The organism is Vibrio sp. ZF 223 (genome assembly GCF_003050585.1).
Taxonomy (GTDB): Bacteria; Pseudomonadota; Gammaproteobacteria; order Enterobacterales; family Vibrionaceae; genus Vibrio; species Vibrio crassostreae.
Genome location: NZ_PIGB01000001.1, coordinates 444,844 through 468,680 on the forward strand (window position 1 = coordinate 444,844; position 23,837 = coordinate 468,680).

Consider the following 23,837-nt stretch of genomic DNA (forward strand, 5'->3'; position numbering starts at 1 on the left):
AGCCTGCTAATCAGCTTAGTAAGTTGCCGTGTTGAAGCGTCTTGCAATCAGTTTTGTAACCATGTTGATCAAGAGAACCAATACGATTAGGACTGTCGCCGTACCGTAGGCTTGGTTCCACTCATCGATAGTAAATAGCTCTGTTGTCAGCTTATATAGGTGAACCGTTAGTGTACGGCCAGAATCGAATACCGACTCAGGAACACGTGCCACCATACCTGCTGTTAAAAATACAGGTGCTGATTCGCCAATTACACGACCAATACTAAGAATGACCGAAGTTAAGATACCTGGCATTGCGCTTGGTAAGATCAAACGCCAGATAGTGTAGATTTTTGAAGCGCCAAGGCCGTATGAGCCTTCACGGTAAGTTTGTGGTACTGCCATCAATGCTTCTTCTGTAGTACGAATGATTACAGGAAGAATCAAGATACTTAGCGTTAATGCACCCGATAGAATCGAGAAGCCAAGGCCAAGGATCGAAACAAAGAAGGTCATACCGAACAGACCGAAGATAATCGATGGAATACCAGCGAGCGACTCAGTACAGAATCGAATCACTTTCACCAAACGACTACCTACTTTCGCATATTCTGTTAGGTAGATTGCCGTCATGATGCCCAGTGGCGCTGCGACTGCAATCGATGCAATTACCATGTAGATCGTGGCGATGATCATTGGGAAAATACCACGCTCTTCACCAGTACGAGTGTAATCGTCAGTGATGAAGTTCCAATCTACGTATTGCAGACCGTTCGATAGGATGTACCAAATAATCCAGAATAAGAAACCAACGGTTACAGCCGCAGCTGCCCAGATAAAACCTTTTAAGATGTTATCTTTGATTTGACGTGCTTGCTTTAATTTTACGCGATCCATATTACTTATCCTCGCCTACTTCGCTTTTTCACGGTTAAGATAAAGTAGAGCACCATTTAACATCATGATGAACACTAGAAGTACAACACCTGTTGCGTACAGTGCGTTAGCGTGAACGCCACTTGCGTAAGACATTTCAATTGCAATGTTTGCTGTTAGCGTACGAGCCGAATCCAAAATACCTTCTGGCATTGCTGGCGCGTTACCCATAACCATGATGATTGCCATCGTTTCGCCAAGTGCGCGACCGATACCCAAAATCACACCAGTCATAATGCCTGAACGTGCAGCAGGAACGAGTAGCTTAAAAATTGTGTAGATTTTCGAAGCGCCCAGTGCAAGTGAACCTTCTTTGTATGTACGAGGTACAGCACGAATCGAAGTTTCAGAAACCGTGATAACGGTAGGAAGAATCATGATACCCAGAACAATGATACCTGCCAGGATAGTATTACCGGCTGGTACTTGGAAAATGTTCTGAATCATTGGAACGATAATTACCAGACCGAAGAAGCCGTAAACTACCGACGGGATACCAGCTAGAAGCTCAACTGCTGGTCGAATAATATCTGCCAGACGCTTTGGAGCAATCTCAGCAATAAAAATAGCGGTTAATACACCAACTGGCACACCAACAACTACAGCTCCAAGTGTCGAAACGATCGAGGCAACGATCATGGTTGCAACACCGAATAGAGCTGGAGGTAACCAGTCAACACCCAGAACGATGCCAGAAACACCCGCCTCTTGGAATGCAGGGATACTCTCTGCAACGATAAAGTAAGCGATAACGGCTAGTGATACGATGCCGATTACAGCACTCGATAAGAACAAGCCGTGGAAGATTCTTTCTCTCCAGTCGATGCGCTTCTTAGCACGTAGACTTGGCTTGTTGATTTGAGTCGCTTCAGTATTCATAAGCTTTTCACTATTTGCGATGATCATATATAAAATCTCAAACTTTGTGGCTCAACAAGAGCTCGAAATAGACAAAGTTGAAAGAAAAGGCTCAGCCTAAGTTAGGCTGAGCAATAATTAAGTGTTGGTCAGTTAAGATTAGTTAACTGTGATGTAGCCTTTTTTGTCAGCGATAGCTTGAGCTTCGTCTGCAACCATCCAGTCTAGGAATTGTTGAGTTTCAGCTGTTGGAGCGCCTGCTTTGTAAAGAACTAGGAAAGGACGAGCAACTTTGTAAGAGCCGTTCTTAACGTTATCAACTGATGCTTCTGCGCCGTCGATAGTTAGAGCTTGAACTGTGTTGTCTACAGTACCAAGAGAGATAAAGCCGATAGCGTATGGGTTGCTAGCTACAGAAACTTTAAGTGCGCCGTTACCGTTTGCAACTTGTGCACGTTGAGAGATAGCCGATACTTTCTTGTCGCCAATCTTCTTCTTAAGTTTCATGATGTCTTCGAATGCACCACGTGTACCAGATGCAGTATCACGAGTGATTGCTACGATTGGCTTGTCTGCACCACCAACATCTTTCCAGTTAGTGATGTCGCCTTTGTAGATTGAAGTGATTTGCTCAGCTGTAAGAGCAGATACTTCGTTATTTGGGTTAACAACAACTGCGATACCGTCACGAGCGATAACGAGCTCTTTCAGGTCAGCTGTTTTCTCTTCTTCTTTTAGGTCACGAGAAGAGATACCAAGGTCAGCACTTCCATTTTTTGCTGCTTTGATGCCTGCAGAAGAACCCGGTGCTTGAATTTCGATGAACACTGGTTCGCCTTTATTCATGTAGGTTTCTGCAAAAACTTCAACCAGTGGAGAAGCACTGTTAGAGCCAACTACAGAGATAGTTTCTTTAGCTGAAGCTGTATTCACTGTTAGAGCGCCTAGTAGTGCGATTGCACCGATAACTGTCTTTTTCATCACAAATTTCCTTTAGTGGCGTTATTGCCGTAATGTTGTTTTGCTTGAACGGTGCCCACTTTAGAATCTGAATGTGACAGTTGTGTTTCACTTAATTGAAGGCTATATGACAACTACAATTTATTTTCTTGTTTTCCCCCTACCAAATAAACCTTGAAGTAATAAATTAGCCTCACTTATAGGCACTGAATATTCATTCCAACCTATTTAAGCCAAACCGCTCAATATCTCGCCATCCCTTTCATTACCTAATACCACACAGGGTTCTGTGTTAAATAACCCTATCTTAAAAATGGCTAAAGCCTTGTTTGTACGATAAATAATCAGAATTTATGAAATACCTATCGCATATATCAAAATCGAATCTATTACTGATTGAATTGTCATTCTCAGAAGTTAGAATCACTGACTAATAACAATAATAACAATTGCTTCTGCTCATTTATTTATTCAAAGAGGGACATTACATGCGCCAACTTCTCAGTGGCTTATCGATAAAAATACAAATTCTCATTCCAGTACTCTTTTCTGTCGTATTACTTTTGACGGGTGTCATCATCGGTGGTGACAAACTGGAAAACGCTTTTAAAGATGTATCAACAGCAACCGATCAACTCATCCTACATAAAGAAGAACTCAGTGAAATCGTCGACAACAGCTATGGCATGCGCATCAAAGCGATCTACAGCCTATTCAATGCTGATGACGTAAAAACACTGGTTGAAACACTAAACCAAAAACGCGACCAAAATACTCGCCTACTGAACTCATTAGACACAGTGCCAGGCATGCAAGATGAAGTAGCCGCAATGAGCAAAGCGATGAATCACTATGTCGATTTTTCTCGCACCACTATGCTTCCTCTATTAAGAGCAAAACATGGCAGCGCAGCGCTACCTTCTGACTTTGATAACCGCTATCAGATCGCAATCGACCAATATCGTCACGCGGGTAACGAAATGGTGCAAGCTATCAACCTCCTCTCAAAGCAACTGAACCGTATTGCCACTCAAGAAGTGGACATCAATGGCCAGCAACACACCAGCACACTCAACACCGCAACCATCGCACTGTTAGTGATTCTTTCAATCGCATTAGTCATCAGCTGGACGCTAGCTGGCATCATTGTTAAGCCGCTTAGCAATATCCAAGAAACCATGCGCGAAGTAGCAAAAGGTAACCTGCTAGTAAAAGCGGAAGAGCATGGCGACAACGAAATATCTCGCCTTGCCCAAGACGTAAACAAATCCGTTGAGCAATTGCGCGACACCGTAAGTTCACTATCTCGAATCAGTATTGAAGTGGCGTCTGCATCAACAGAGTTGGCGGCAGTAATGACGCAATCAAGTGCGAACTCTGATCAAGAGAAGCAAGAAGTGGAACAAGTGGCTTCTGCCGTGAACCAACTTGAGAGCACAGCATCGCACGTAAACGAGAATGCAGTACAAGCCGATTCAGCTTCCAAGCAAGCCGACGAAATGGCGACGCACAGTATGAGCTTGTTTAATGAAAGCAACCAAGCCAATGAGCAAATGGCGATTCAGCTCAGCGAAGCTGCGAACGTTGTAGGCACGCTAAAAGAGCACTCTGAACAAATTGGTAAAGTGATTGAGGTGATTCAAAGCATCTCTGAACAAACTAACCTGCTTGCGCTTAACGCAGCAATCGAAGCCGCACGAGCTGGTGAGAGTGGCCGTGGTTTCGCAGTTGTAGCCGATGAAGTTCGAATGCTGGCTGCTCGTACGCAAGATTCAACCAAAGAGATCCAAGCAATTATCGAAGGCTTGCAGGTTCAATCGGGTAACGCCAATGAGAGCATGAGCAGTTCACTGTCTATGTTAGAGCACAACCAAACACTCTCAGGCGAGGTGAGCGCAGCACTTTCTGGTATTGCTAACTCAGTAACCGACATGACAGAAATTAACACTCAAGTTGCCTCTGCCGCAGAAGAACAAAGCCAAGTGACAGCAGACATCAACCGTAATATCTCAAACATCTACAGCCTAGTAAGCCAAAACGTAACCGGTATTACTCAAGCCGCAGCAGCGAGCCATGAGCTATCTAACCTAGCCGAGCAGCAAAAGCAGCAGTTGGATTATTTTAAGGTTTAAGGGATAAAGACATTTAGCTTTATTTACCTTGCAACTCACCCATAATAAAAAACCAGTCACTCTTGACTGGTTTTTTATTTTCGATAGATTTTTGACTAAATCACCAAACCTTACTGGCCGTTCTCAGCGGCTCTGATTCTCTCAATCGCTTCTACCCTTCTAAGCTGTTGTGGCTGAAAATGAGCTTCTCTAAGCTGAGCGATCGTCTCTTGTTGCTCAATTGTCGAGAGGGCTGAGTCATTCAAAATGTCATTTCGTTCAACAAAATAAATCTCTAAAGCTCCTTCAAAGTCCGCTCTTTGTTTATCGAGTGCTTCGAGCCTCTGTGTCGCTTCTTCGCCAACCAGTTCATTTCTCTTCAAGTATTTACCTTGTTCGTCTAGACCTTGTGAGTTGGATAGTTGCTGTAATAAAACCTGATTTTGATGACTGGACTGAACATAATCGGGTTGTTCAGATAGGTAAGATTCAAGCCTTTGCTGATATTCTTGTTCCTCTAGCCCTTCTTGTTTCAGAAGTAACTTTTCTAAAGCGATTTCCCTCATTTTATTGTCATGGGTAAACAGGATACTTATCTCGCTCTCACTGAAAAATTGAGTTTGAAGGTCAAGCAGAGCTTGATTCAGCGCGCGTAAGTCCTCTGCGGATATTGAGGTGGTGTCGAATTGAACATCCAATGTTGTCAGTGCCGACTTGTACTCAAGATACTTTGCGAACAATGCTTCATCGACCACCGCTGCTTGTGATTGCTCGTGGTGATTTGCCACATTGTCACGAATCTCTTCGAGGGTTAATTCTGTATTGCCTGACACGAAATATTCCATCATGTCTTTGGCTGACGCACTATCGATTTCGGTATCTTGTTGAGAGCTAACCTTCAATGAAGAAGCGCTTTGTTCGTTGTTATTATATGAACTTACCTCTTCCTTCTTTAGATATAAAAAGACCGCCGCTGTGCTCATCAGGGCTATCGTGGTTATCGACAAAATGGCGGTCTTTTTCATTATATTTTCCTTATGATCTTAACTTTGGGCAGCGCGACTTACAGGCCAGCCAACTTCAATCGATTCGCGTGTTGGCGATATAACGTCACTGGATCAGTCTCAAAGAGATGATGAATACCCAACAACCCATTAATCTCATCTAGGTGGTTCATTTTGTAATCATCACCAATCACTTTGCCCAAATGCGCGCTACATGCTCCCACTAACCCGTCATTAGGTTCATTAAAAGCTAAACCAAGGATTGTCATCGCTCCGTCGGTAGGATCCAGAAGGTTGGTAAAAGTGGAAGATCCTGTCCATGAATAGTAATAAACACCGTTGTTTGCTTGCCATTCACCATCACCACACGCAGACGTCGGAACGCCTTCAGGGTAAAACTGGTTGAATGCAAGCGAACCTTCAGTGGTCAACGCTTCAAGAGATGCAAGGCCATCTTGGTCTAGATCCGTTCCACCAGATAAAAGGTTAATCAGTGTCGTCAATCCACCAGCCAACTTAACCGCGATACCTTCCGCAGCTGAGCCTTCTGATACGCTTCCACGCACGAGATCGGCAACTTTAGATCCTTTATGGACGCCACCAATGCTTGTCACTGAAGCTACCAGATCAGGACGAACTGAAGCCACATAGCGCGCTGTTGGTCCGCCGTGGCTGTGACCAACTAGGTTCACCTTACTTGCCCCGGTCGCGGCTAACAGTGTTTCAACTTGAGCCAGCAACTGCTCTCCACGCACTTCAGAGCTGTTGGTCGCAGAAACCTGAGCGACGTATACACTCGCGCCATCTTTTGTCAGAGATTCCGGTACGCCATAAAAATAGTCGACGCCCGCCAATGTATCGAAGCCAAACAAGCCATGTACCAACACAATGGGATATTTCGTTTCAGTGTATCCGCTGACTTCTAATGCCGATGCGCTCGTTCCTGCATAGGCACCAAAACTGGATAGACAAGCTATCGTCCAAATTAATATCTTTTTCAATGCTCTTTCCTTAAACAGATTAGACCTCTGATGAGTAAAAGAACCGTAGTTGATGATTTTATAAAACAGAAAGTAGGGACTCGATATTTGTGAGATTGAACTGGAATTAAACAGTAGTGATGAACATTGCTCAACCAAAGTCACAATAAACGATAAAACAAGTAAGCAATTGATTAATAATAATTAAGTGAGATAACTATTAATAGTAAATGTTAATAAAGTAGGTATGGACTCTCGCCCAGATAAAAATTAATGAACGCAAAACCGTTGAAAGTTGGATCTATGTAACACTTATTATACGTGCTTCATATGAGTTATTGACGCAACAATGAGTAATATTCAATACATTGCCTAAATGATATTTATTCTTATTATTAATAATAAAGTAATTAACCTTACTTACTTTGCTAAATGAGTACTCTAAAATGAAGAAAATGATCTTGGTATTTACGTTGACAATGCCTCTAATTGCATCAGCTATCGCCGATACATCAATGCCTCTAGATGCAACAATTCCTGACGAAGTAGCACAAGGGCAGATGCTTGATACACGATCATATATCAGATGCTGGTACCGAACCGACATATCGAATGACTCAGTTGCAACTGATTGGAAATGGGCAAGAAACGAAGATGGCAATTACTACACTATCGATGGATATTGGTGGTCGCCCTCATCGTATAAAAACATGTTCTTTAGTGGAACACCACAATCAGAAATAGAACAACGTTGCGAAGAGACACTAGACATCCAGCATGATGCCGCCGACATCACTTATTTTGCAGCAGACAGTCGGTTCTCCTACAACCACTCAATATGGACCAATGACGAAGAACTCCAAGATAATAAAATTAATCGAATCATCACATTTGGGGATAGCCTTTCTGATACTGGAAACTTATTCAACGGTTCGCAATGGGTTCTTCCCAATGCCAACTCATGGTTCTTAGGTCACTTCTCAAATGGCTTAGTCTGGACTGAGTACCTAGCTAGAGAGAAAAACATACCTCTGTATAACTGGGCAGTTGGTGGGGCGGCAGGCACAAATCAGTATGGAGTCCTCAAAGGAGTTTATGACCAAGTCACGTCGTACCTGAAATACATGGAAGCCGCGAAGAATTACCGTCCAGAAAACTCGTTATTTACTTTGGAGTTCGGCCTTAACGACTTTATGAATTACGAACGATCGGTGGCTGATGTAAAAGCTGATTTCAGCAGCGCTCTAATTCGTTTAACGGGAAGTGGTGCTCAAAACATTTTGCTCTTCACTCTCCCTGACGCCACAAAAGCTCCACAATTTAAATACTCGACAGAAGATGAAATTTCTATTGTGCATAGCAAAATAATTGAGTTTAACCTCTTCATCAAAGAGCAAGCTGAGTATTACCAAGCTAGGGGGGTCAATGTCGTACTTTTCAATGCTCATGATCTGTTTAACCACATTACTGAAAACCCGCAGCAACATGGATTTCAGAACGCCACAGATGCATGTTTAGATATTCAGCGCCATTCAGCTTCCGATTACTTATATCGCCATAGCTTAACTAACGAATGCGCAACCTATGGTTCAGACCGCTATGTGTTTTGGGGCGTGACGCACCCAACTACCGCAATCCATAAATATCTAGCGGATAATATTCTCATGTCTTCATTTTCGACCTTCGACTTTGAATAGATGCAAGGATAGGTGTCCTTTCAAGCTTTTCAGAAGTTAAATGAGCATAGGGCAAGATAAAGGGAGACGAGAAATAGACAAGGTACAGACACAAAAAAACCGCCTAATATTGGCGGTTTTTATTTACGTTAGCTTTTGGCTCACGCGAGTTGGTTACTCATCGTCAGTTTTTGGCGCAACTTTCTTCTTAGGGATAAACACGGTATCACCCACTGCCACATTTTGGTGGAAGCTCTTATCACGTTTAACTGGCTTCTTCGCTGTCTTCTTCGCTTGAGGTTTGCCCGCTTTCTTAGCTGGACCGCCCTTCTTGAAGGCTGGTTTACGAGGCTTGATGCCTTTGAACTTACCTTTTAGGCCTTCAAGCACTGAGAAAGTTAGATCTTGTTGAAGGTAAAGCTCAACACGCTTGAAGCTGTCCCAGTCTTTTGGACCAACCAAAGAGATTGCATCGCCTTTGTTACCTGCACGGCCAGTACGACCAACACGGTGAACATACTCTTCGGTGTGCTTCGGCATATCAAAGTTAATAACGTGGCTCACGTTTGGAATATCGATACCACGAGAAGCAACATCGGTTGTTACCAAGATTTTGTAAACCGCACGCTCAAACTGGCTCATAATAGCATTACGTTGCGTTTGGTTTAGGTTACCACTCAGTGCAACCGCTTTAAGCTTCTTCTCGTTCAACTTATCTGTTAGACGATCGGTATCAGCACGAGTTGCAGTGAAGATCATTACCTGACGGTATTCAGCTTCTTCTAGTACACGGTCTAGAATCGCTTCTTTGTGATCGAGGTGATCACATAGGTAGAATTTCTGAGTGATATCTAAATGCTGCTCGTTAGAAACACCAACAGAGATACGCTTAGGCGCATCTAGCATTTCATTGGCAATGCCGTTTACTTCAGCGTGATCTAACGTTGCAGAGAACATTAGTGTCTGACGACGACGGTGTTTAGCAGCATTAGCAATGCGACGAAGTTCTGGAGCGAAACCCAGGTCAAGCATACGGTCTGCTTCATCAAGGATTAGCGTTTCAACACCATCTAGGAACAATGAACGATGTTCTAAGTGGTCAGCAAGACGACCTGGAGTTGCAACGATAAAACGAGGGTACTTACGCAGTGCTTTAACTTGGTCGTTAAAGTTTTCGCCACCCAAGATAAGCGCCGCTTCGTAAGATAAACCACCAAGCATGCTACGCAGTTCACCATAAACTTGCTTAGCCAGCTCACGAGTAGGAGTCAAAATTACACCACGAGGATCTTTAGCAGAAAACGCTTTTGTTTTTAAAGCCTTATGTATCATTGGCAACACAAACGCCAATGTTTTTCCTGATCCCGTTTTTGATGAAGCCAATAGATCCTTACCAGCAATAGCAACAGGGATCGCTTTTGATTGGATCTCTGTCGCCTTCTTGAAGTCGTAATGTTTTAAGTTCTTCAGTAAGCGGTTATCTAAGCCTAAATCTTTAAAGTGCAAAGGACTCTCCAGTCATGATGGTATTGAATAAAATTAATTTAACGTGACATGATACCGCGAAAGTACTTTATAAGGATAGAGATCACAGTAAATTTATCCTTTAATCTATCTCTAGCTAGAACATTGTATGCATTGCCAACAAAGGGATGGCTCTCCAAGAACACATTACAGTCGCCTCTAAACCCTTCATCTCATAAGTGAGACAGAACGTGATGCTCAGCTAATTACCTCAAAAATTTAGCAATTTCTTTATTTATTGTTTTTGCAGTTAAAAAATTAGTCGCTACAATCATTAATGAAGCGACTATATGATAGAGAATGTATAGCGCATCTTTTGATGATAAATAAGCAAGGAGTTCTTATGAATAAGACGTTAATCGCAGCTGCAGCCTCAGTTTTCATTTTAGCCGGTTGTTCTTCAGAGCCAGAAGAAGCTGCAGTGTCAGAAATGGATCAACTAACTAACCAAGTTGCTCAACTTACTAGCGAAGTTGAAGCACTTAAGAGTGACAAAGCAGCCGCAGAAATGAAGGCACAAGAAGCAGAAGCAGCCGCTATGGCAGCAAAAGAAGAAGCGGATCGTGCTAACGAACGTATCGACAACATCGCTGAGTCGTACACTAAGTAGTCTGAGATCTAAGTGCGATTAAGCTGTAGTTTAAATAAGTCGCAAAAGCAGTATATGGACAGCACCACCTCTTAACGGATGTGGTGCTTTTTTTTGGGCGATACTAACTTGAGTAGAAGGGACTAATTCGAGTAGAGAAAGGGAAACCGCCCCTTGTTACAGAAGAGGCAATCGAATTAAAACTCAATCACAGGTGGTGCTATCTCTACAGGCACGCCGTTTTGAGCAAAGATAACCGCCTTCGCTTTTGAATTAGGCAGTTCTGCGTCTTCAAGCCACCATTTTAATTCCACAGGGATCTGTAATGATTTCTTTGAACCATCACTTCGAGTTAATGGTTCGTGCGCTTCGACAAACACACTTCTATCTGGCTCTAGTGACACTTTGATTGGCTCATTGATAATGGTGACCTGTTCGCCACGGTTCACTTGCTCAAACAGCCATTCAATATCCTTAGGTTCCATTCGGATACAACCAGAGCTAACTCGTAAACCTATTCCGAAGTCTTTATTAGTACCATGGATCAAGTAGTCACCAGCGCCATAAGCAAGCCTCAAAGCGTACTCACCCAATGGGTTTTCCGGTCCGGCAGGAACCACTCTCGGTAATTCAATGCCCTTTTCAAGATACTCTTTGCGGATTGAATTTGGTGGCGTCCATGTTGGATTCGGTCTTTTTTGACTTATCTTGGTGATCATCTCGGGGGTATCGCGTCCCACTCGACCGATGCCGACAGGAAAAACATGTACTTGATTTTTATCGGGCTCAAAGTAGTACAACCTCAACTCAGCAAGGTTGATAACAATCCCCTTTCTTGGGGTATCAGGCAGAATCAGACGACTTGGAATGCTCAACACATAACCTTCCGCGGGAAGAAAAGGATCCACTCCTTTGTTGGCTGCCATTAAAGAGAGGAAACCAATATCGTATTGCTTGGCAATGATGGCCAAGGTTTCGCCCGCCACCACTTCATGCTGCTGTATTCTGCCAACAATACGGCTTTCTGTTGGTGGCAATTCAAAGGTTGCAGCAGACACCCACGATGAAGCTATTCCACTGGCAAGCAAAGTAGTTCTTACAACAAGCGATGCTGCCCTGTGTAGTCGGGTTTTCATTGACTGCAAAGGCGTCGAGTTAGCGCAATACGACATACAAATCCTTGGTTTGTCTTTTATCAAAGTTTAGATTATCGCTGATCAAACGTCTCTACAACGTATTGTTGTCTCGAAACTGATAGGCAACAAGTTTATATGTGGGCCTTTTCCTCTCATTGGCTTGCAATTTACCCATACAAAATCGATTGCCTTTACGCTTTCAACATATTTGGTTATCAATATTAATAAAACTATAATGACAGACCTATTTTGTGACTAAAGTCTCATGGAGCCACGTTCTAACTCGCTAATATTGCCTCAACAAAACGAATTCAATTCAACAGAATCGGTAATTGATTAAATCCTGTTCCTATAATTACCGTTTAAACTTTGGAGAACGACCATGGCTACACCTCATATTAATGCTCAAGCTGGTGATTTCGCAGAAACAGTACTTATGCCGGGCGACCCGCTTCGCGCAAAATACATTGCAGAAACATTCCTTGATGACGTGAAGCAAGTTTGTGACGTTCGCAACATGTTTGGCTACACAGGCACTTACAAAGGTAAGAAAGTTTCTGTAATGGGCCACGGTATGGGTATCCCATCATGCTGCATCTACGTACACGAGCTTATCGCTGAGTACGGTGTGAAAAATGTTATTCGTGTAGGTAGCTGTGGCGCAGTACGTGACGACGTTAAACTAATGGACGTTGTTATCGGTATGGGTGCTTCTACTGACTCAAAAGTAAACCGTATTCGTTTCAACAACCACGACTTCGCGGCTATCGCTGATTTCGGCCTTCTAGAAGAAGCAGTAAACCAAGCACGTGCACAAGAAGTTCCAGTTAAAGTTGGTAACGTATTCTCTGCTGACCTTTTCTACACTCCAGAAGCTGACCTTTTCGAAAAAATGGAAAAACTAGGCATCCTAGGTGTTGATATGGAAGCAGCTGGTATCTACGGTGTTGCTGCAGACCTTGGTGCTAAAGCATTGACTATCCTAACAGTATCTGACCACATCATCCGTGGCGAGAAACTAAGCTCTGAAGAGCGTCAAAAGTCTTTCAACGACATGATGAAAGTTGCTCTAGAGACAGCAATCAACATCTAACGACTTGATAAAAGATACATTGAAAAGCGTTACCCCGCAGCCAAGCTCGCTTGGCTGCTCAAATAATCCCGAGGGGGAGATCGTGTCTAACGACAAGCTGCCAAAAGATGCGGATGGTTTGCAACTCAACTTTTGTAAAACATTGGCGTGTGACAACTTTGGCTTGAGCGATGCAAAACGGTATGTTTTGCAACACGCTAACCCTAAGCGTCCAGCGATGGTTTGTCGTGAATGTGGAGCTTTCCCCCCCTTACTTAACAATCGTGAAGTGTTAAGCGAACTTCATCGCCTAAGACAACTTCACAGCGATGGGCTCCCTGCTTGTCGTAATGATGATTGCGATAACTTCGGCTTATCGGTTCATACCCACAAACATCTTTATCATGCCTTCGGCTATAGTGGCGACAGGCAGCGTTATCGATGCAAAGACTGCCAATCAACCTTCGTTGATAAATGGTCTGGATCCAATAAAAAACTTCAATTTCAAGAAAACCTCATGGGCTTACTGTTCATGGGCTATTCCGTACGTGAAATCTGTAGAAAATTAGAGATCAATCCAAAGACTTTCTATGATCATGTTGACCATATCGCGAGCCGTTGTCGTCGTAAATTAGCGATGATCGATGCACGATGGGTTAACCATGCGAAAGATTACGAGTTCGCATCTCACTACCAGCGTCTACAGCCACAAAGTAACAACGGTGTGGTTTGGATAGCGACTGGCGAGGCGCATTCTGGCTACATCCTTTGCCAACACGTTAACTACTCTCAAAATGAAGAGCCATCAGGGAATGTCGACCACAACCCTTATGATGATGTTGCACGCTTTGTATCCAAAGAGCACTCTTCAGAAGCGAATCTCGAACTACCTCAGCCCTCTGACAAACTAAAAGAGCGCATTGAACAGCAGTACCAAGTGATTCTTGCGAGAGGTAACGTTGAGGACCCTATGGGTAACCTCACCACATTTAGCTACCCTTCAAAAGGCGCACTAATTCGACCGCCTTATACCTCTTATGCTCACTTCCTACATGTGTTGGATATGTGTAATGAAGACAAACATGTCGCCATCTATATGCCACAAGATCCATTACTAAGATCTGCCGCTTTAAGCGTATGTTTGCCGCGCATTCAGAGTCAAAATATTGACCTTATGTATGTAGAGGAAGATTCAGGCTGGCAAGACGATCAAAGTTTTGAAAAGATCGACATCGTTCATATGAGTTGGTGGCGAGATCGTTGGGCTATTGCGAATCAAGGTGATAATCAGAAAGGCATCTGCTACCTAACAGGTAACAATCCAGAACCAAAACAGTGGTTTAACACGGCCTCAATTCAACAAACTAAGTTCTATCAACAGCGCTTTCAGCTGTTATTTGATAGCTTCATCAATGAGCCCAGACGTAAACTTCGTCCTGGGGGCATTCTTCCATTGCTCGACATATTTAGAGCTTGGCACAATCTGTGCTACCAAGATAAGCAAGGGCTCACGGCAGCGCAACGCTTGGGCGTAGCAGAGCAGCCATTAACTCTAAAGCAACTACTTTCATAGCAACAAAGCCTCTAGATAATTATTCGGGAACTCATTGATTTTAAAGCAACAACATGAGGTAACACCCATAATTAGAAAAGATCGATGTTCCTTTGACGCTCTAAGAAAGATAATTGGTGCTTATCTCAAATTACACTCTTATAATGATTGTGTTATCAATATGTTCGATAATCATGGATCTAAGTCTTGGACAAAAATCAGTACCTTCTTGAAACAGAATTAGAAAAACTCAAAACTCGTGTTGACTCTGAGCCATCGGTGATCCTAGAGATCGCTCAACAGTGCCTAGTCAGATCAGAGCAAGTTCTGTTTGAAGAGGGTGCCATCCAGTCATTGATGTTAATGGCAAGGTGTAGCTGGAACCTGATGGATTACCAGAAAGGTTTAAAGCACATCAAGGAAGCCTATAAGCGCCAAAGCCGATTAGATACCGACCTTTTTCTCCCTGAAATCCTCCATTTACACGCTCTCCAGTTCTGGGGGCAAGCCAAATATTATTCCGCCCAACAGTTTTGGATCAATGCTTTAGAGCAATCTGCGTTGGTTGATGAAGTCGAAGTTCAAATTGAATGCCTCATTGGTCTCGGCAATATTTGGCGAATGACCCACGAATATAAACTTGCACGTTCTACTCACCAACTTGCCGTTAAAGTGGCTAACAACAGCCGCATTGGTTGGTTAGAGGGCAAAGCCAGAATACTGCTCGCGTGGGATTACTATCTGCTCAACAACTATGTTGAAATGCTATCGGTACTAGACGGTGCAGAAGAAGCATTAAAAGACCATAAAGATAACACTTGGCATGCAGAAGTATGGGACTTCCGAGGCCTTGCTCTACTTGGTCTTGAACGCTTAGATGACGCAGAGCGCGCCACTGCCAAAGCGCACAGTCTGGCAGTCGAACACAACCTAGTTTGGATGAAGGCGCATTCATACATCAGTCGAGCTCGATTGGATCTCCTGAGAAAAAGGCCAGAACAAGCGGCAGAATTACTGAGACTCGCTGAACAATCCGCCAATGAATTTGATAATGGTGAATTGCTTAGCCAAATTTGTTACCAACAGTCCTTGGTTGCAGAAGAAAACCAGGATTTCAAAGCAGCATTAGTCGCCTTTAAAAAGTACCGTCAATATTCTATCGGCATGCTTAAAGAGCAAACTAATCGTGTCGGTTTGGACAAAGCACGCAGTTCAAAACGCCAGCTTGAACAGAGGGCACGAAAGCTGATTAATCGTATTCGTGGCCAACACGAATACGATCCTGAAAAGCACCTATCTTACGTTGTCTCTGAAACCTTTTGGTGGGAAAAACTGGTCCTCTTTAAGACAGAGCTTAAGCGTTCAAACCACAGCATCATTATGTTCCATCATGTCGATACTGATTACTTAGATGTCTGTACCGAGATTGCTCATGCTTTATGTAACCAGAATGACTTCATTGCAAGGCTAAGTTCTGAACGTGTGGCTCTTATGCTTTCCGAAAAAGGCGAAGCCGCAGAGCAAACCTTCCAAACTCTCAGCACCATGCTTGATATTTATCCTTGGCATAGAAAAGGATTAAAAGGTTCAAGACCGACCGTCAGCCTCAATGATATTTTGACGTTCCCGTTTACGCTTGAACAATTAGAAGAAGACGATGCTGAGGTAATAGAATAATGGAAACGCTATTAAGCAAGATCACAGACGCCGGTTTAGACCCTTCATCGGTATCAGGTGAAGAAGCGATCATCTTCTGGAACCACATTCGCCAGCACGTTTCGACAACGCAAACAGAGCAAGCGCACTGCTATATCATCAGCTCTGAATACCGTGCCGAGTTACAACAAAATCAAACCAGTATCGAAGAGTTGAGACGAGCACTCGATCTGCTCCACCTTCCTGCCGATATTGAAGACATTCTGACAGTCAAGACCAGCCTAAGTGACCGCTTAGTTGAAATTGGTGATTACACGTCAGCACTCAATGAATTCATCAGTTCATCGACAATCGCGGTTGAACACGGCCATATCGATGAGTATGTACTAGCAATTTTAGGCATGGGGAACCTGTGTGATTCCTATGGCGATCACAACAGAGCCCTTCGTTATTACCAAAAAATCAGCAGCATAGACCATGCGATAAGCAGTCGCTCACTTCGCCTCAAATTCAAGCTGCATATGGTGGCGAGCTTGCTTCTGCTCAACCGTATTACTGCAGCCAGCGATTTACTGAATGAGTGCGAAGAACTGAGTATTTTGGTGAGTGACAAGTTACTCACAGCTCAAATATTGCTTTACCAAGCAAAGGTGCTGCGCGCTAAGAAAAAATATCATGAAGCGCTACGCTGTCTGTCCAAGGTTCAATACCCAGCCAACAGCACTCAAGCAAGCTGGCTTTCGACTATGACTCGTCTAGAGCTAGCACATTGTCTAAGTGCAACTGGCAAGCAAGACTACGCGAGCATGATTTTGTCGAGCACAGACAAACGTGTGAAAGCCTACTCGTCGCCAGTGCTTGCGAAGCGATTCTACGATTCGCTGAGTGACGTGTGTATGAATCAAGGACGTTTTCAAGAAGCGCTAAGCTATGAGAAAAAAGGCTACCGAATTGAAACCGATCTAATGAAGCAGATCCCGATCAGTGAACTCGGTGCAAGCCAGTTACGCCGCTTGTCTCGTTTTGAGTTACAACTCAAACTCATTCTCTCTGAACAAGAAAACAAAGAACTAAAAGAGACGACTGAGCAACACAAGAATGCGGTTGCTCAACTTCAACAAGACGTATTCACCGATCCATTGACAGGATTACACAACCGTCGTTGGTTAGATGTGAAACTGAAAGATATGCTGCTGCACGACACCTCTTTCGCATTGATGGTTATCGATATTGACCACTTTAAGTCTATCAATGATGAACTAAGCCACTTAGTGGGTGATAAAGCGATCGTCAGCGTCTCTCAAGAGCTTAGATCGTACTTCAAGTTCAGAGGTGCATCCTGTGTACGATTTGGCGGAGAAGAGTTTTTGGTCATCCTAGAGAACAGCGATCTCGCTAAGGCAGAAATGCACTCTGAAAATTATCGAGAACGCATCTTCCAGTTCGGATGGCATGAAATACTTGGGGAGCGCGGTTTGACCGTGAGTATCGGTATCACTTTGCATCGTGACGGAGAGAATACTCAACGCACCTTCTACCGTGCCGATAAAGCGCTATACCGAGCTAAAGCCAACGGCCGCAATCAAGTCTGTACAGAGTAGAGCCATGGCACTCTTTACCTCTTTAGCTCTTTAGCTCTGTAACTAAAAGCCTGCCCCTTATTGATAAAAGAACAGAGAAATTCCCGCAAGGGCGACAAGTGTGCCGATGACACTTTGCTTTGACACCTTTTCCCCTTTCAGCGCATAAATCACCAAAATAAAGACAGGGCTGGTCGCTATCAATGTTTGTGCAACCGCAGGGTTAGCATTTTTCAGCGCCACTTGCTGGAGCCAAAGGGCGAGAAACGTCCCAACAAAGATCGCCCCTAATAACCAAAGTTTGTCGAGCTTGGTCATTTCCCATAAATCTCTTTTTATCGATGAATAAGGCTTCTTTTCAACGAAAGGGATAATTAGCATTACGACAGACACGCCAATCGTCAGGCGAATCAAAGCACCTAACAATGGTGGAATGTCACCCGCCACTAACGCGTAATGAGAAATAACCACACCAGATGCCTGACAAACACTCGCCACAAGCCCATAACCAATGCCACCCCACTCCGCTTTGTCATTCGAATCACCGCTCGCCGATTTTGATGGCTGGAAGACGACGAAGGTCACCGCTAGTGTTGTAATCACGACACCGAGCCAGCTTTGCAATGTCAATACAGCGCCAAGGAACATCAACGCTAATACACCAGAAAGAGGCGGTGCCAAAGATTCCAATAGTAGAGTCTTATTGGCGCCGATTCTTTTCAATGCCGCAAAATAGGCGCTATCTCCGATCGCTATTCCAATTACACCTGAAATTGCCAATATCAGAAAATGGTTGGTACTAAGCTCAAAATCCGGCATTGGGATAAGAGGCATTACCAGCAACATCATCCCAGATGCCACTACACCCTTAACAATATTCAGTTGCATTGCAGAGAAGCGATGTCCAAATTGTCCATAAATCCATGTCGCACACGCCCACACAATCGCAGCACCAATGGCCGCCAATTCACCTACATACATCCGTGTTTGTCCTTTATTTTTTGTTGTTATGACTATGGCTATGGCTATGCGCATCGTTTGAATCGGAACTGTCATCATGTCAGCTTGAATACCAACAAAGAAGCCGAAATAACCTCTTCAAATACGATTGAATTTTATAAGATCCATCCATGCTTTGAGTCACATAAGAAGCGACAACATATTATTTCAAATTGGTAAATCATTTTTATAACAATTACTTGGATGATAGCGTAGTATATTTATAACTTAACATCTAACATTACAAGGATCTGTTATGTTTTTAGACTACTTTGCACTCGGTCTACTGATTTTCGTAGCATTAGTCATCTTTTACGGCATCATCGTTATTCACGATATTCCCTATGAAATTGCGAAAGAACGCAACCACCCTCATCAAGATGCCATTCACGTCTCAGGCTGGGTTAGCCTATTCACTTTACACACTATTTGGCCGTTCCTTTGGATTTGGGCTACGTTGTGGCGCAAAGATCGTGGCTGGGGCTTCGCTAAGCTTGAAGAAGAACAACACGACATTCATCACCGTGTCGACTCTCTAATCGACCAAGTGAGCACACTTCAGGACGAAATTGCCCAACTCAAACAAGCGGCTACTGTGCAAAACAGCACAGAGAAAGAGACCACCAACGTTCAAGATCAGGAGGCTAAGTAATGGATTTACTGCTGATAATGACCTACGCGGCACTTTGTATTACGATTTTCAAAGTATTCAATATCCCTCTAAACAAGTGGACGGTTCCAACTGCGGTACTTGGTGGGGTCGTACTCATAGGTACTTTGATTCTATTGATGAACTACAACCATCCGTTCACGCAAATCGGTAACCAAGTTTACTCAACAACACCGATTGTTTCTGGTGTGCGCGGCAAAGTAATTGAAGTTCCTGTTGAAGCGAATAAGCCTCTTCAGAAAGGCGATATCCTTTTCAAGATCGACCCTATCCCTTTTGAAGCGGCCGTTGCAAAACTGGAAGCGCAAGTCAAAGAAGCGAGCCAAGGCGCTCTAGGCTTAGAGTCTCAAGTGGGAGAGGCTGAAGCCGCCAAAATAAAAGCAATTGCAGAAAGAGACAAAGCACAGCGTGAATTCTCTCGATACAAACGTGGGTTCGAAAGTGGCGCATTTACCGAGCAACAACTCGATACTCGTCGACAAGCGTACAAAGGTGCAGAAGCTGCAGTGAAAGTTGCAGAGGCGAATCAACAACAAGCTCAAATCGCACTCAACTCAGAAATTGGTGGCGAGAACACAGCCGTTGCAGGTTTACTTGCCGATTTACGTAAAGCCCAATTTGACTTAGACCAAACTATCGTTCGTGCGCCAACAGATGGTTATGTGACGCAACTTGCCCTTCGCCCAGGAGTCATGGCCGTGCCACTTCCACTGGCTCCAGTGATGACATTTGTTCACACCGAAGCTCAGTTCTACACCGCTGCTTTTAGACAAAACTCATTGCAGCGTCTGCAACCAGGGTTCGAAGCTGAGTTCTTATTCAGAGCTCTACCAGGCAAAGTGTTTAAAGGCCGTATTGATGAAGTATTGCCTGCGATTGGTGAGAGCCAATTCCAAGCTCGAGGTGCTTTACTAGGTACTGATGCTCTGCGTACCAGTGGTCGCGTGTTTGTTAAGTTAACCATCACAGATGACCTATCTGAATACCATCTACCTATGGGTACTGCGGTTGAGGTTTCGGTTTATTCTGACAGCTTCACTCACGTATCTATCATGCGTAAGGTGCTTATTCGTATGAAGAGTTGGCAAAACTATCTATACCTAGACCACTAAACGGTCGTAGATATGCGACGAAGCCGCTTAACACATTGTTAAGACGAATGAAAAAGCCAGACCCTGCTCTGGCTTTTTTGTTGCTTGATTAACCGTAAAATTGCGCTTTTTACACGATATTTAAGTGTTCAGATGGAATTTTAGACATCTAGACACTTACCTTCCCTTATGGAAGGGTTCTACTGTATAATGCGCGCCTTATTTTTTATATTTGCCCAAAAAACGTTCTCATTGAGACGCATATTAATAATGGCGAATATTCGTTCTTTATTCAGCTTTATCTTTCAGTATTCGAGGTTATCTATGAACTTTTCAGCTAAAACAGTGGTCGTTATTGCCATTGGCGCGGCACTGTACGGCATTGGTGGTTTACCTATGTTTGGTGTTCCAGTGTTTGCGAACACGACATTGAAACCAGCGATGGCAGTCCTAGCACTATTTTCTGTTTTGTTCGGCCCAATTGTTGGCTTCTTAGTTGGCTTTATCGGTCACTGGGTTACGGATCTGTTCGCAGGTTGGGGCGTGTGGTTAACTTGGGTTTTAGGCTCAGGTATAGTAGGCATGGTTATCGGCTTGTTCCCTATGATGACTAAGAACCGTCTTCAACAAGGCGAACTGCCAATGAAAGATTTTGTATTGTTCGTGATACTGGCCCTTGCAGGTAACGTTGTAGGCTATGGCTGCTCTGCGTTCCTAGACACCATCCTATACGCAGAACCGTTTACTAAAGTCTTCACTCAACTGTCTATCATCGCAGCGGGTAACACCGTTCTGATCGCTGTTGTGGGCTTCCTGATCCTAAAATCAGTCGCTAAACGCAACAAACAAAGCCGCAACCTGACTGAGGCATAAGCGATAATGACTATAGCATTTTCGAACTTCTCTTTTAGATATGAGTCGCTGGATAAACCGACGCTAAAAAATATCAATCTAAGGATAGAGAAAGGAGAGAAAATCGTCATTATTGGACCAAGTGGTAGTGGTAAATCTACCCTAGGTCAGTGTCTCAATGGTTTGATACCTCATGCAATCAAAGGTGAGGTAACGGGCTCTTTAGAGATAAACGGCAAGAATACCTCTGAGTTTTCGATGCACGATTATACCGAGCAAGTCGGCACGGTATTACAAGATACTGACAGCCAGTTTGTGGGTTTAAGTATCGGTGAAGATATCGCTTTCGCACTCGAAAACCAGTTGATGTCGAACATTGATATGTACCCGTTAGTTAAGTCGACTGCAAAAATGGTCGACCTAGCGGGCATGCTTGAGCGTTCACCTCATGACCTTTCTGGTGGTCAAAAGCAGCGAGTATCATTAGCGGGCATCTTAGTTGACGACGTTGATATCTTGTTGTTTGATGAGCCTCTAGCAAGCCTTGACCCTAAAACGGGTAAGGCAACGATTGAGATCATCGACCAGCTGCATAAAGAAACCAACAAGACCATCGTGATTATCGAGCACCGCCTCGAGGATGTCCTACATCGCGATATCGACCGCGTGATCTTAATGGAACGCGGTGAAATCGTCGCTGACACGACACCCGATGAAATCTTGGCTTCTGAATTACTTGATACACACGGTATTCGTGAACCGCTTTACTTGTCGGCGCTTAAGGCGGCGAAAGCCCCACTAACCAGCGAAGACAAGCTGTCAAACCTCAAAGCTTTAGACTACAAAAGGTTCCGCCCTGCTGTTCAAGCTTGGTTTGCTGAGCGCCCAGCCCCGGTAGCAGAGAAGCAGTACCCACCTTTACTCGAAGTTCATGGTCTGACTTATTCTTATGACGGCGAGAAGAACGCACTCGAAAATGTCAGCTTCAAGATTGGCAAAGGTGAGTTTGTTTCGATTCTGGGCAAAAACGGTTCGGGTAAATCAACCATCACTAAACTCATCATGGGTGTGATCGATGCCGATTCAGGCTCTTCCTATCTAAATGGTGAAGACCTATCTGAACTTTCTATCTTTGAAAGAAGCCAGAAAGTCGGTGTCGTGATGCAGAACCCAAATCATATGATCTCGCATCATATGATTTTTGACGAGGTTGCTTTTGGTCTTCGTAACCGCAACATTGCAGAAGAGCTGATCACAGAAAAAGTAGAGCATGTTCTTGAGTTGTGTGGGCTGAGTAAGTTCCGCCACTGGCCGATTGAAGCACTGAGCTACGGTCAGAAAAAACGTGTAACCATCGCGTCTATCTTAGTACTGGAGCCTGAGCTTCTTATCTTGGATGAACCGACTGCAGGTCAAGACTACCGTAACTACACATCGATGCTGGCATTCATCCAAAAGCTTAATCGTGATTTGGGTATTACTGTTGTAATCATCTCACACGACATGCACCTCGTTCTAGAGTACACCACACGTTCAATCGTGATTGCAGACAGCAAGCTGATTGCCAATACCGCGATGACAGAAGTATTCAGTCAGCCTTCGCTGTTAGAACGCGCAAATCTTTGTACCACCAGCATTTATGAACTCGCGACCATGATGAAAATCGACGACACCAATGCATTTATGCAGTACTTCATCGACTACGAGAGAAGTGCTCAATGAATGCATCAAAAGTAAAATTCGGCATCAATTACATTGATACCAAATCACCGCTACACGCTCTCAATGGCATCACCAAGTTTGCACTGTTTTTAGCTTGGGTAACCGTTGTTCTTACAACGTTCGATCTTAGACTCATCGTTGTTTTGATCCTGACTGGCTTATATCTATTAAAGCTGACTCAAGTTCCTGTTCGTGTTTACAAGCCGCTATTGATTGGTACTGCAAGTGTTCTGAGCCTAAATGCTTTGTTCATGTATCTATTGGCTCCACAGCAAGGTACAGAGCTCATCGGCAGTGAAACATTATTATTGACGCTTCCTGGCAATTACTCATTGAGCCAAGAGACTCTGTTTTACTTAGTCACTGTCACGCTCAAGTACATGAGCATGTTCCCGATAGCGTTGATTTTTGTCTTCACAACGCATCCAACTGAGTTTGCAGCGAGTCTCAACCGTATCGGAGTTCCTTACAAAATTGCTTATGCGGTGAGTTTAACCCTGCGTTACTTGCCTGAGGTTAAGAAGGACTTCATCAATATCATGCACGCTCAACAGGCTCGTGGAGTAGAACTATCTAAGAAGGCACCACTCATTACCCGTATCAAAAATGTTGCTAAAGTGTTAGGGCCATTGATTTTTTCAAGCTTAGATAGAGCAGATGAGATCTCAAATGCGATGACACTGCGCGGTTTCGGACGACATAAATCTCGCACTTGGTATAGCTATGCACCTTTGAAACGTATCGACTTTGTTTGTTTGAGTGTCATCGCTTTTATCGTGGTGTTAGCCATTGCGAAACGCATTCTAGAGCCGCAGTTATTTTGGTATCCGTTCTAGCTTTCTGAATTAGCAATATAAACAAAGACTTTAGATAACACACCGCTCAAT

At 43.8% G+C, this 23,837-nt stretch carries 20 protein-coding genes; 12 read left to right on the forward strand and 8 right to left on the reverse strand.

Features of this window, described 5'->3' with window-relative positions; genetic code table 11:
- Nucleotides 1-15: 15 nt before the first annotated feature.
- The 3 genes from pstA to CWO13_RS01930 form a co-directional block, all read right to left on the reverse strand.
- Nucleotides 16-879, reverse strand: coding sequence for a phosphate ABC transporter permease PstA (pstA, locus tag CWO13_RS01920; RefSeq protein ID WP_048661034.1), 864 nt, complete (start codon nucleotides 877-879; stop codon nucleotides 16-18).
- Between the two features lie 15 nt (nucleotides 880-894).
- A complete protein-coding gene (pstC, locus tag CWO13_RS01925) occupies nucleotides 895-1,824 on the reverse strand; it encodes a phosphate ABC transporter permease subunit PstC (RefSeq protein WP_108082437.1) in 930 nt (309 codons plus the stop codon).
- Nucleotides 1,825-1,935: 111 nt separating this feature from the next.
- Nucleotides 1,936-2,757 carry a phosphate ABC transporter substrate-binding protein gene (locus tag CWO13_RS01930; RefSeq protein ID WP_048661033.1) on the reverse strand — a complete coding sequence of 274 codons (822 nt, stop codon included), beginning with the start codon at nucleotides 2,755-2,757 and terminating at the stop codon, nucleotides 1,936-1,938.
- Between the two features lie 467 nt (nucleotides 2,758-3,224).
- On the opposite strand from CWO13_RS01930, the gene CWO13_RS01935 reads away from it, so the two are divergent.
- On the forward strand, nucleotides 3,225-4,868 hold the full coding sequence (locus CWO13_RS01935) for a methyl-accepting chemotaxis protein (protein ID WP_102432079.1): 1,644 nt from the start codon (nucleotides 3,225-3,227) through the stop codon (nucleotides 4,866-4,868).
- Nucleotides 4,869-4,978: 110 nt separating this feature from the next.
- On the opposite strand, the gene CWO13_RS01940 is transcribed toward CWO13_RS01935, so the two are convergent.
- Nucleotides 4,979-5,872: a lipase secretion chaperone gene (locus CWO13_RS01940; RefSeq protein WP_102319987.1), complete on the reverse strand. Its 894-nt coding sequence runs from the start codon at nucleotides 5,870-5,872 to the stop codon at nucleotides 4,979-4,981.
- 38 nt (nucleotides 5,873-5,910) lie between these two features.
- Nucleotides 5,911-6,852 carry a lipase family alpha/beta hydrolase gene (locus tag CWO13_RS01945; RefSeq protein ID WP_102432078.1) on the reverse strand — a complete coding sequence of 314 codons (942 nt, stop codon included), beginning with the start codon at nucleotides 6,850-6,852 and terminating at the stop codon, nucleotides 5,911-5,913.
- 425 nt (nucleotides 6,853-7,277) lie between these two features.
- On the opposite strand from CWO13_RS01945, the gene CWO13_RS01950 reads away from it, so the two are divergent.
- Nucleotides 7,278-8,528, forward strand: coding sequence for an SGNH/GDSL hydrolase family protein (locus CWO13_RS01950; RefSeq protein WP_102432077.1), 1,251 nt, complete (start codon nucleotides 7,278-7,280; stop codon nucleotides 8,526-8,528).
- A gap of 153 nt (nucleotides 8,529-8,681) precedes the next feature.
- On the opposite strand, the gene CWO13_RS01955 is transcribed toward CWO13_RS01950, so the two are convergent.
- Entirely contained in the window at nucleotides 8,682-10,013 is a 1,332-nt protein-coding gene (locus CWO13_RS01955) for a DEAD/DEAH box helicase (RefSeq protein ID WP_108082438.1), read from the reverse strand.
- Between the two features lie 361 nt (nucleotides 10,014-10,374).
- On the opposite strand from CWO13_RS01955, the gene CWO13_RS01960 reads away from it, so the two are divergent.
- Entirely contained in the window at nucleotides 10,375-10,641 is a 267-nt protein-coding gene (locus tag CWO13_RS01960; RefSeq protein WP_017061882.1) for an Lpp/OprI family alanine-zipper lipoprotein, read from the forward strand.
- Nucleotides 10,642-10,817: 176 nt separating this feature from the next.
- Here CWO13_RS01960 and CWO13_RS01965 read toward each other — a convergent pair whose 3' ends face one another.
- A complete protein-coding gene (locus CWO13_RS01965; protein WP_055319663.1) occupies nucleotides 10,818-11,792 on the reverse strand; it encodes a L,D-transpeptidase family protein in 975 nt (324 codons plus the stop codon).
- Nucleotides 11,793-12,138: 346 nt separating this feature from the next.
- Between CWO13_RS01965 and deoD the strand changes: the two genes are divergently transcribed.
- The 4 genes from deoD (at nucleotide 12,139) to CWO13_RS01985 (ending at nucleotide 17,637) form a co-directional block, all read left to right on the forward strand.
- Nucleotides 12,139-12,849 carry a purine-nucleoside phosphorylase gene (gene deoD, locus CWO13_RS01970; RefSeq protein ID WP_048661021.1) on the forward strand — a complete coding sequence of 237 codons (711 nt, stop codon included), beginning with the start codon at nucleotides 12,139-12,141 and terminating at the stop codon, nucleotides 12,847-12,849.
- Nucleotides 12,850-12,931: 82 nt separating this feature from the next.
- Complete coding sequence (locus tag CWO13_RS01975) at nucleotides 12,932-14,401, forward strand: lactate dehydrogenase (RefSeq protein ID WP_048661020.1); 1,470 nt, start codon at nucleotides 12,932-12,934, stop codon at nucleotides 14,399-14,401.
- A gap of 186 nt (nucleotides 14,402-14,587) precedes the next feature.
- Nucleotides 14,588-16,057: a hypothetical protein gene (locus CWO13_RS01980; protein ID WP_108082439.1), complete on the forward strand. Its 1,470-nt coding sequence runs from the start codon at nucleotides 14,588-14,590 to the stop codon at nucleotides 16,055-16,057.
- Nucleotides 16,057-17,637 carry a GGDEF domain-containing protein gene (locus tag CWO13_RS01985; protein WP_102432075.1) on the forward strand — a complete coding sequence of 527 codons (1,581 nt, stop codon included), beginning with the start codon at nucleotides 16,057-16,059 and terminating at the stop codon, nucleotides 17,635-17,637. Before CWO13_RS01980 ends, CWO13_RS01985 begins: the two co-directional genes overlap by 1 nt.
- Nucleotides 17,638-17,694: 57 nt before the next feature.
- Here the strand turns inward: CWO13_RS01985 and CWO13_RS01990 are convergent, their stop codons facing one another.
- Nucleotides 17,695-18,597 (reverse strand): DMT family transporter, encoded by a 903-nt coding sequence (locus CWO13_RS01990; protein WP_107898349.1) that lies wholly within the window; start codon nucleotides 18,595-18,597, stop codon nucleotides 17,695-17,697.
- A 274-nt stretch (nucleotides 18,598-18,871) separates the two neighbouring features.
- Between CWO13_RS01990 and CWO13_RS01995 the strand changes: the two genes are divergently transcribed.
- From CWO13_RS01995 to CWO13_RS02015, 5 genes are all read left to right on the forward strand, one after another.
- The gene (locus tag CWO13_RS01995) at nucleotides 18,872-19,267 is read left to right on the forward strand and encodes a DUF3302 domain-containing protein (RefSeq protein WP_048662431.1); all 396 of its coding nucleotides are present in this window, start codon (nucleotides 18,872-18,874) and stop codon (nucleotides 19,265-19,267) included.
- Entirely contained in the window at nucleotides 19,267-20,397 is a 1,131-nt protein-coding gene (locus tag CWO13_RS02000) for an HlyD family secretion protein (RefSeq protein ID WP_057623594.1), read from the forward strand. Before CWO13_RS01995 ends, CWO13_RS02000 begins: the two co-directional genes overlap by 1 nt.
- Nucleotides 20,398-20,700: 303 nt before the next feature.
- Nucleotides 20,701-21,249, forward strand: coding sequence for an ECF-type riboflavin transporter substrate-binding protein (locus CWO13_RS02005; protein ID WP_004732085.1), 549 nt, complete (start codon nucleotides 20,701-20,703; stop codon nucleotides 21,247-21,249).
- Nucleotides 21,250-21,255: 6 nt separating this feature from the next.
- Entirely contained in the window at nucleotides 21,256-22,950 is a 1,695-nt protein-coding gene (locus tag CWO13_RS02010) for an ABC transporter ATP-binding protein (RefSeq protein WP_108082440.1), read from the forward strand.
- Entirely contained in the window at nucleotides 22,947-23,786 is an 840-nt protein-coding gene (locus CWO13_RS02015; protein ID WP_048661015.1) for an energy-coupling factor transporter transmembrane component T family protein, read from the forward strand. Before CWO13_RS02010 ends, CWO13_RS02015 begins: the two co-directional genes overlap by 4 nt.
- The last annotated feature ends 51 nt before the right edge of the window (nucleotides 23,787-23,837 follow it).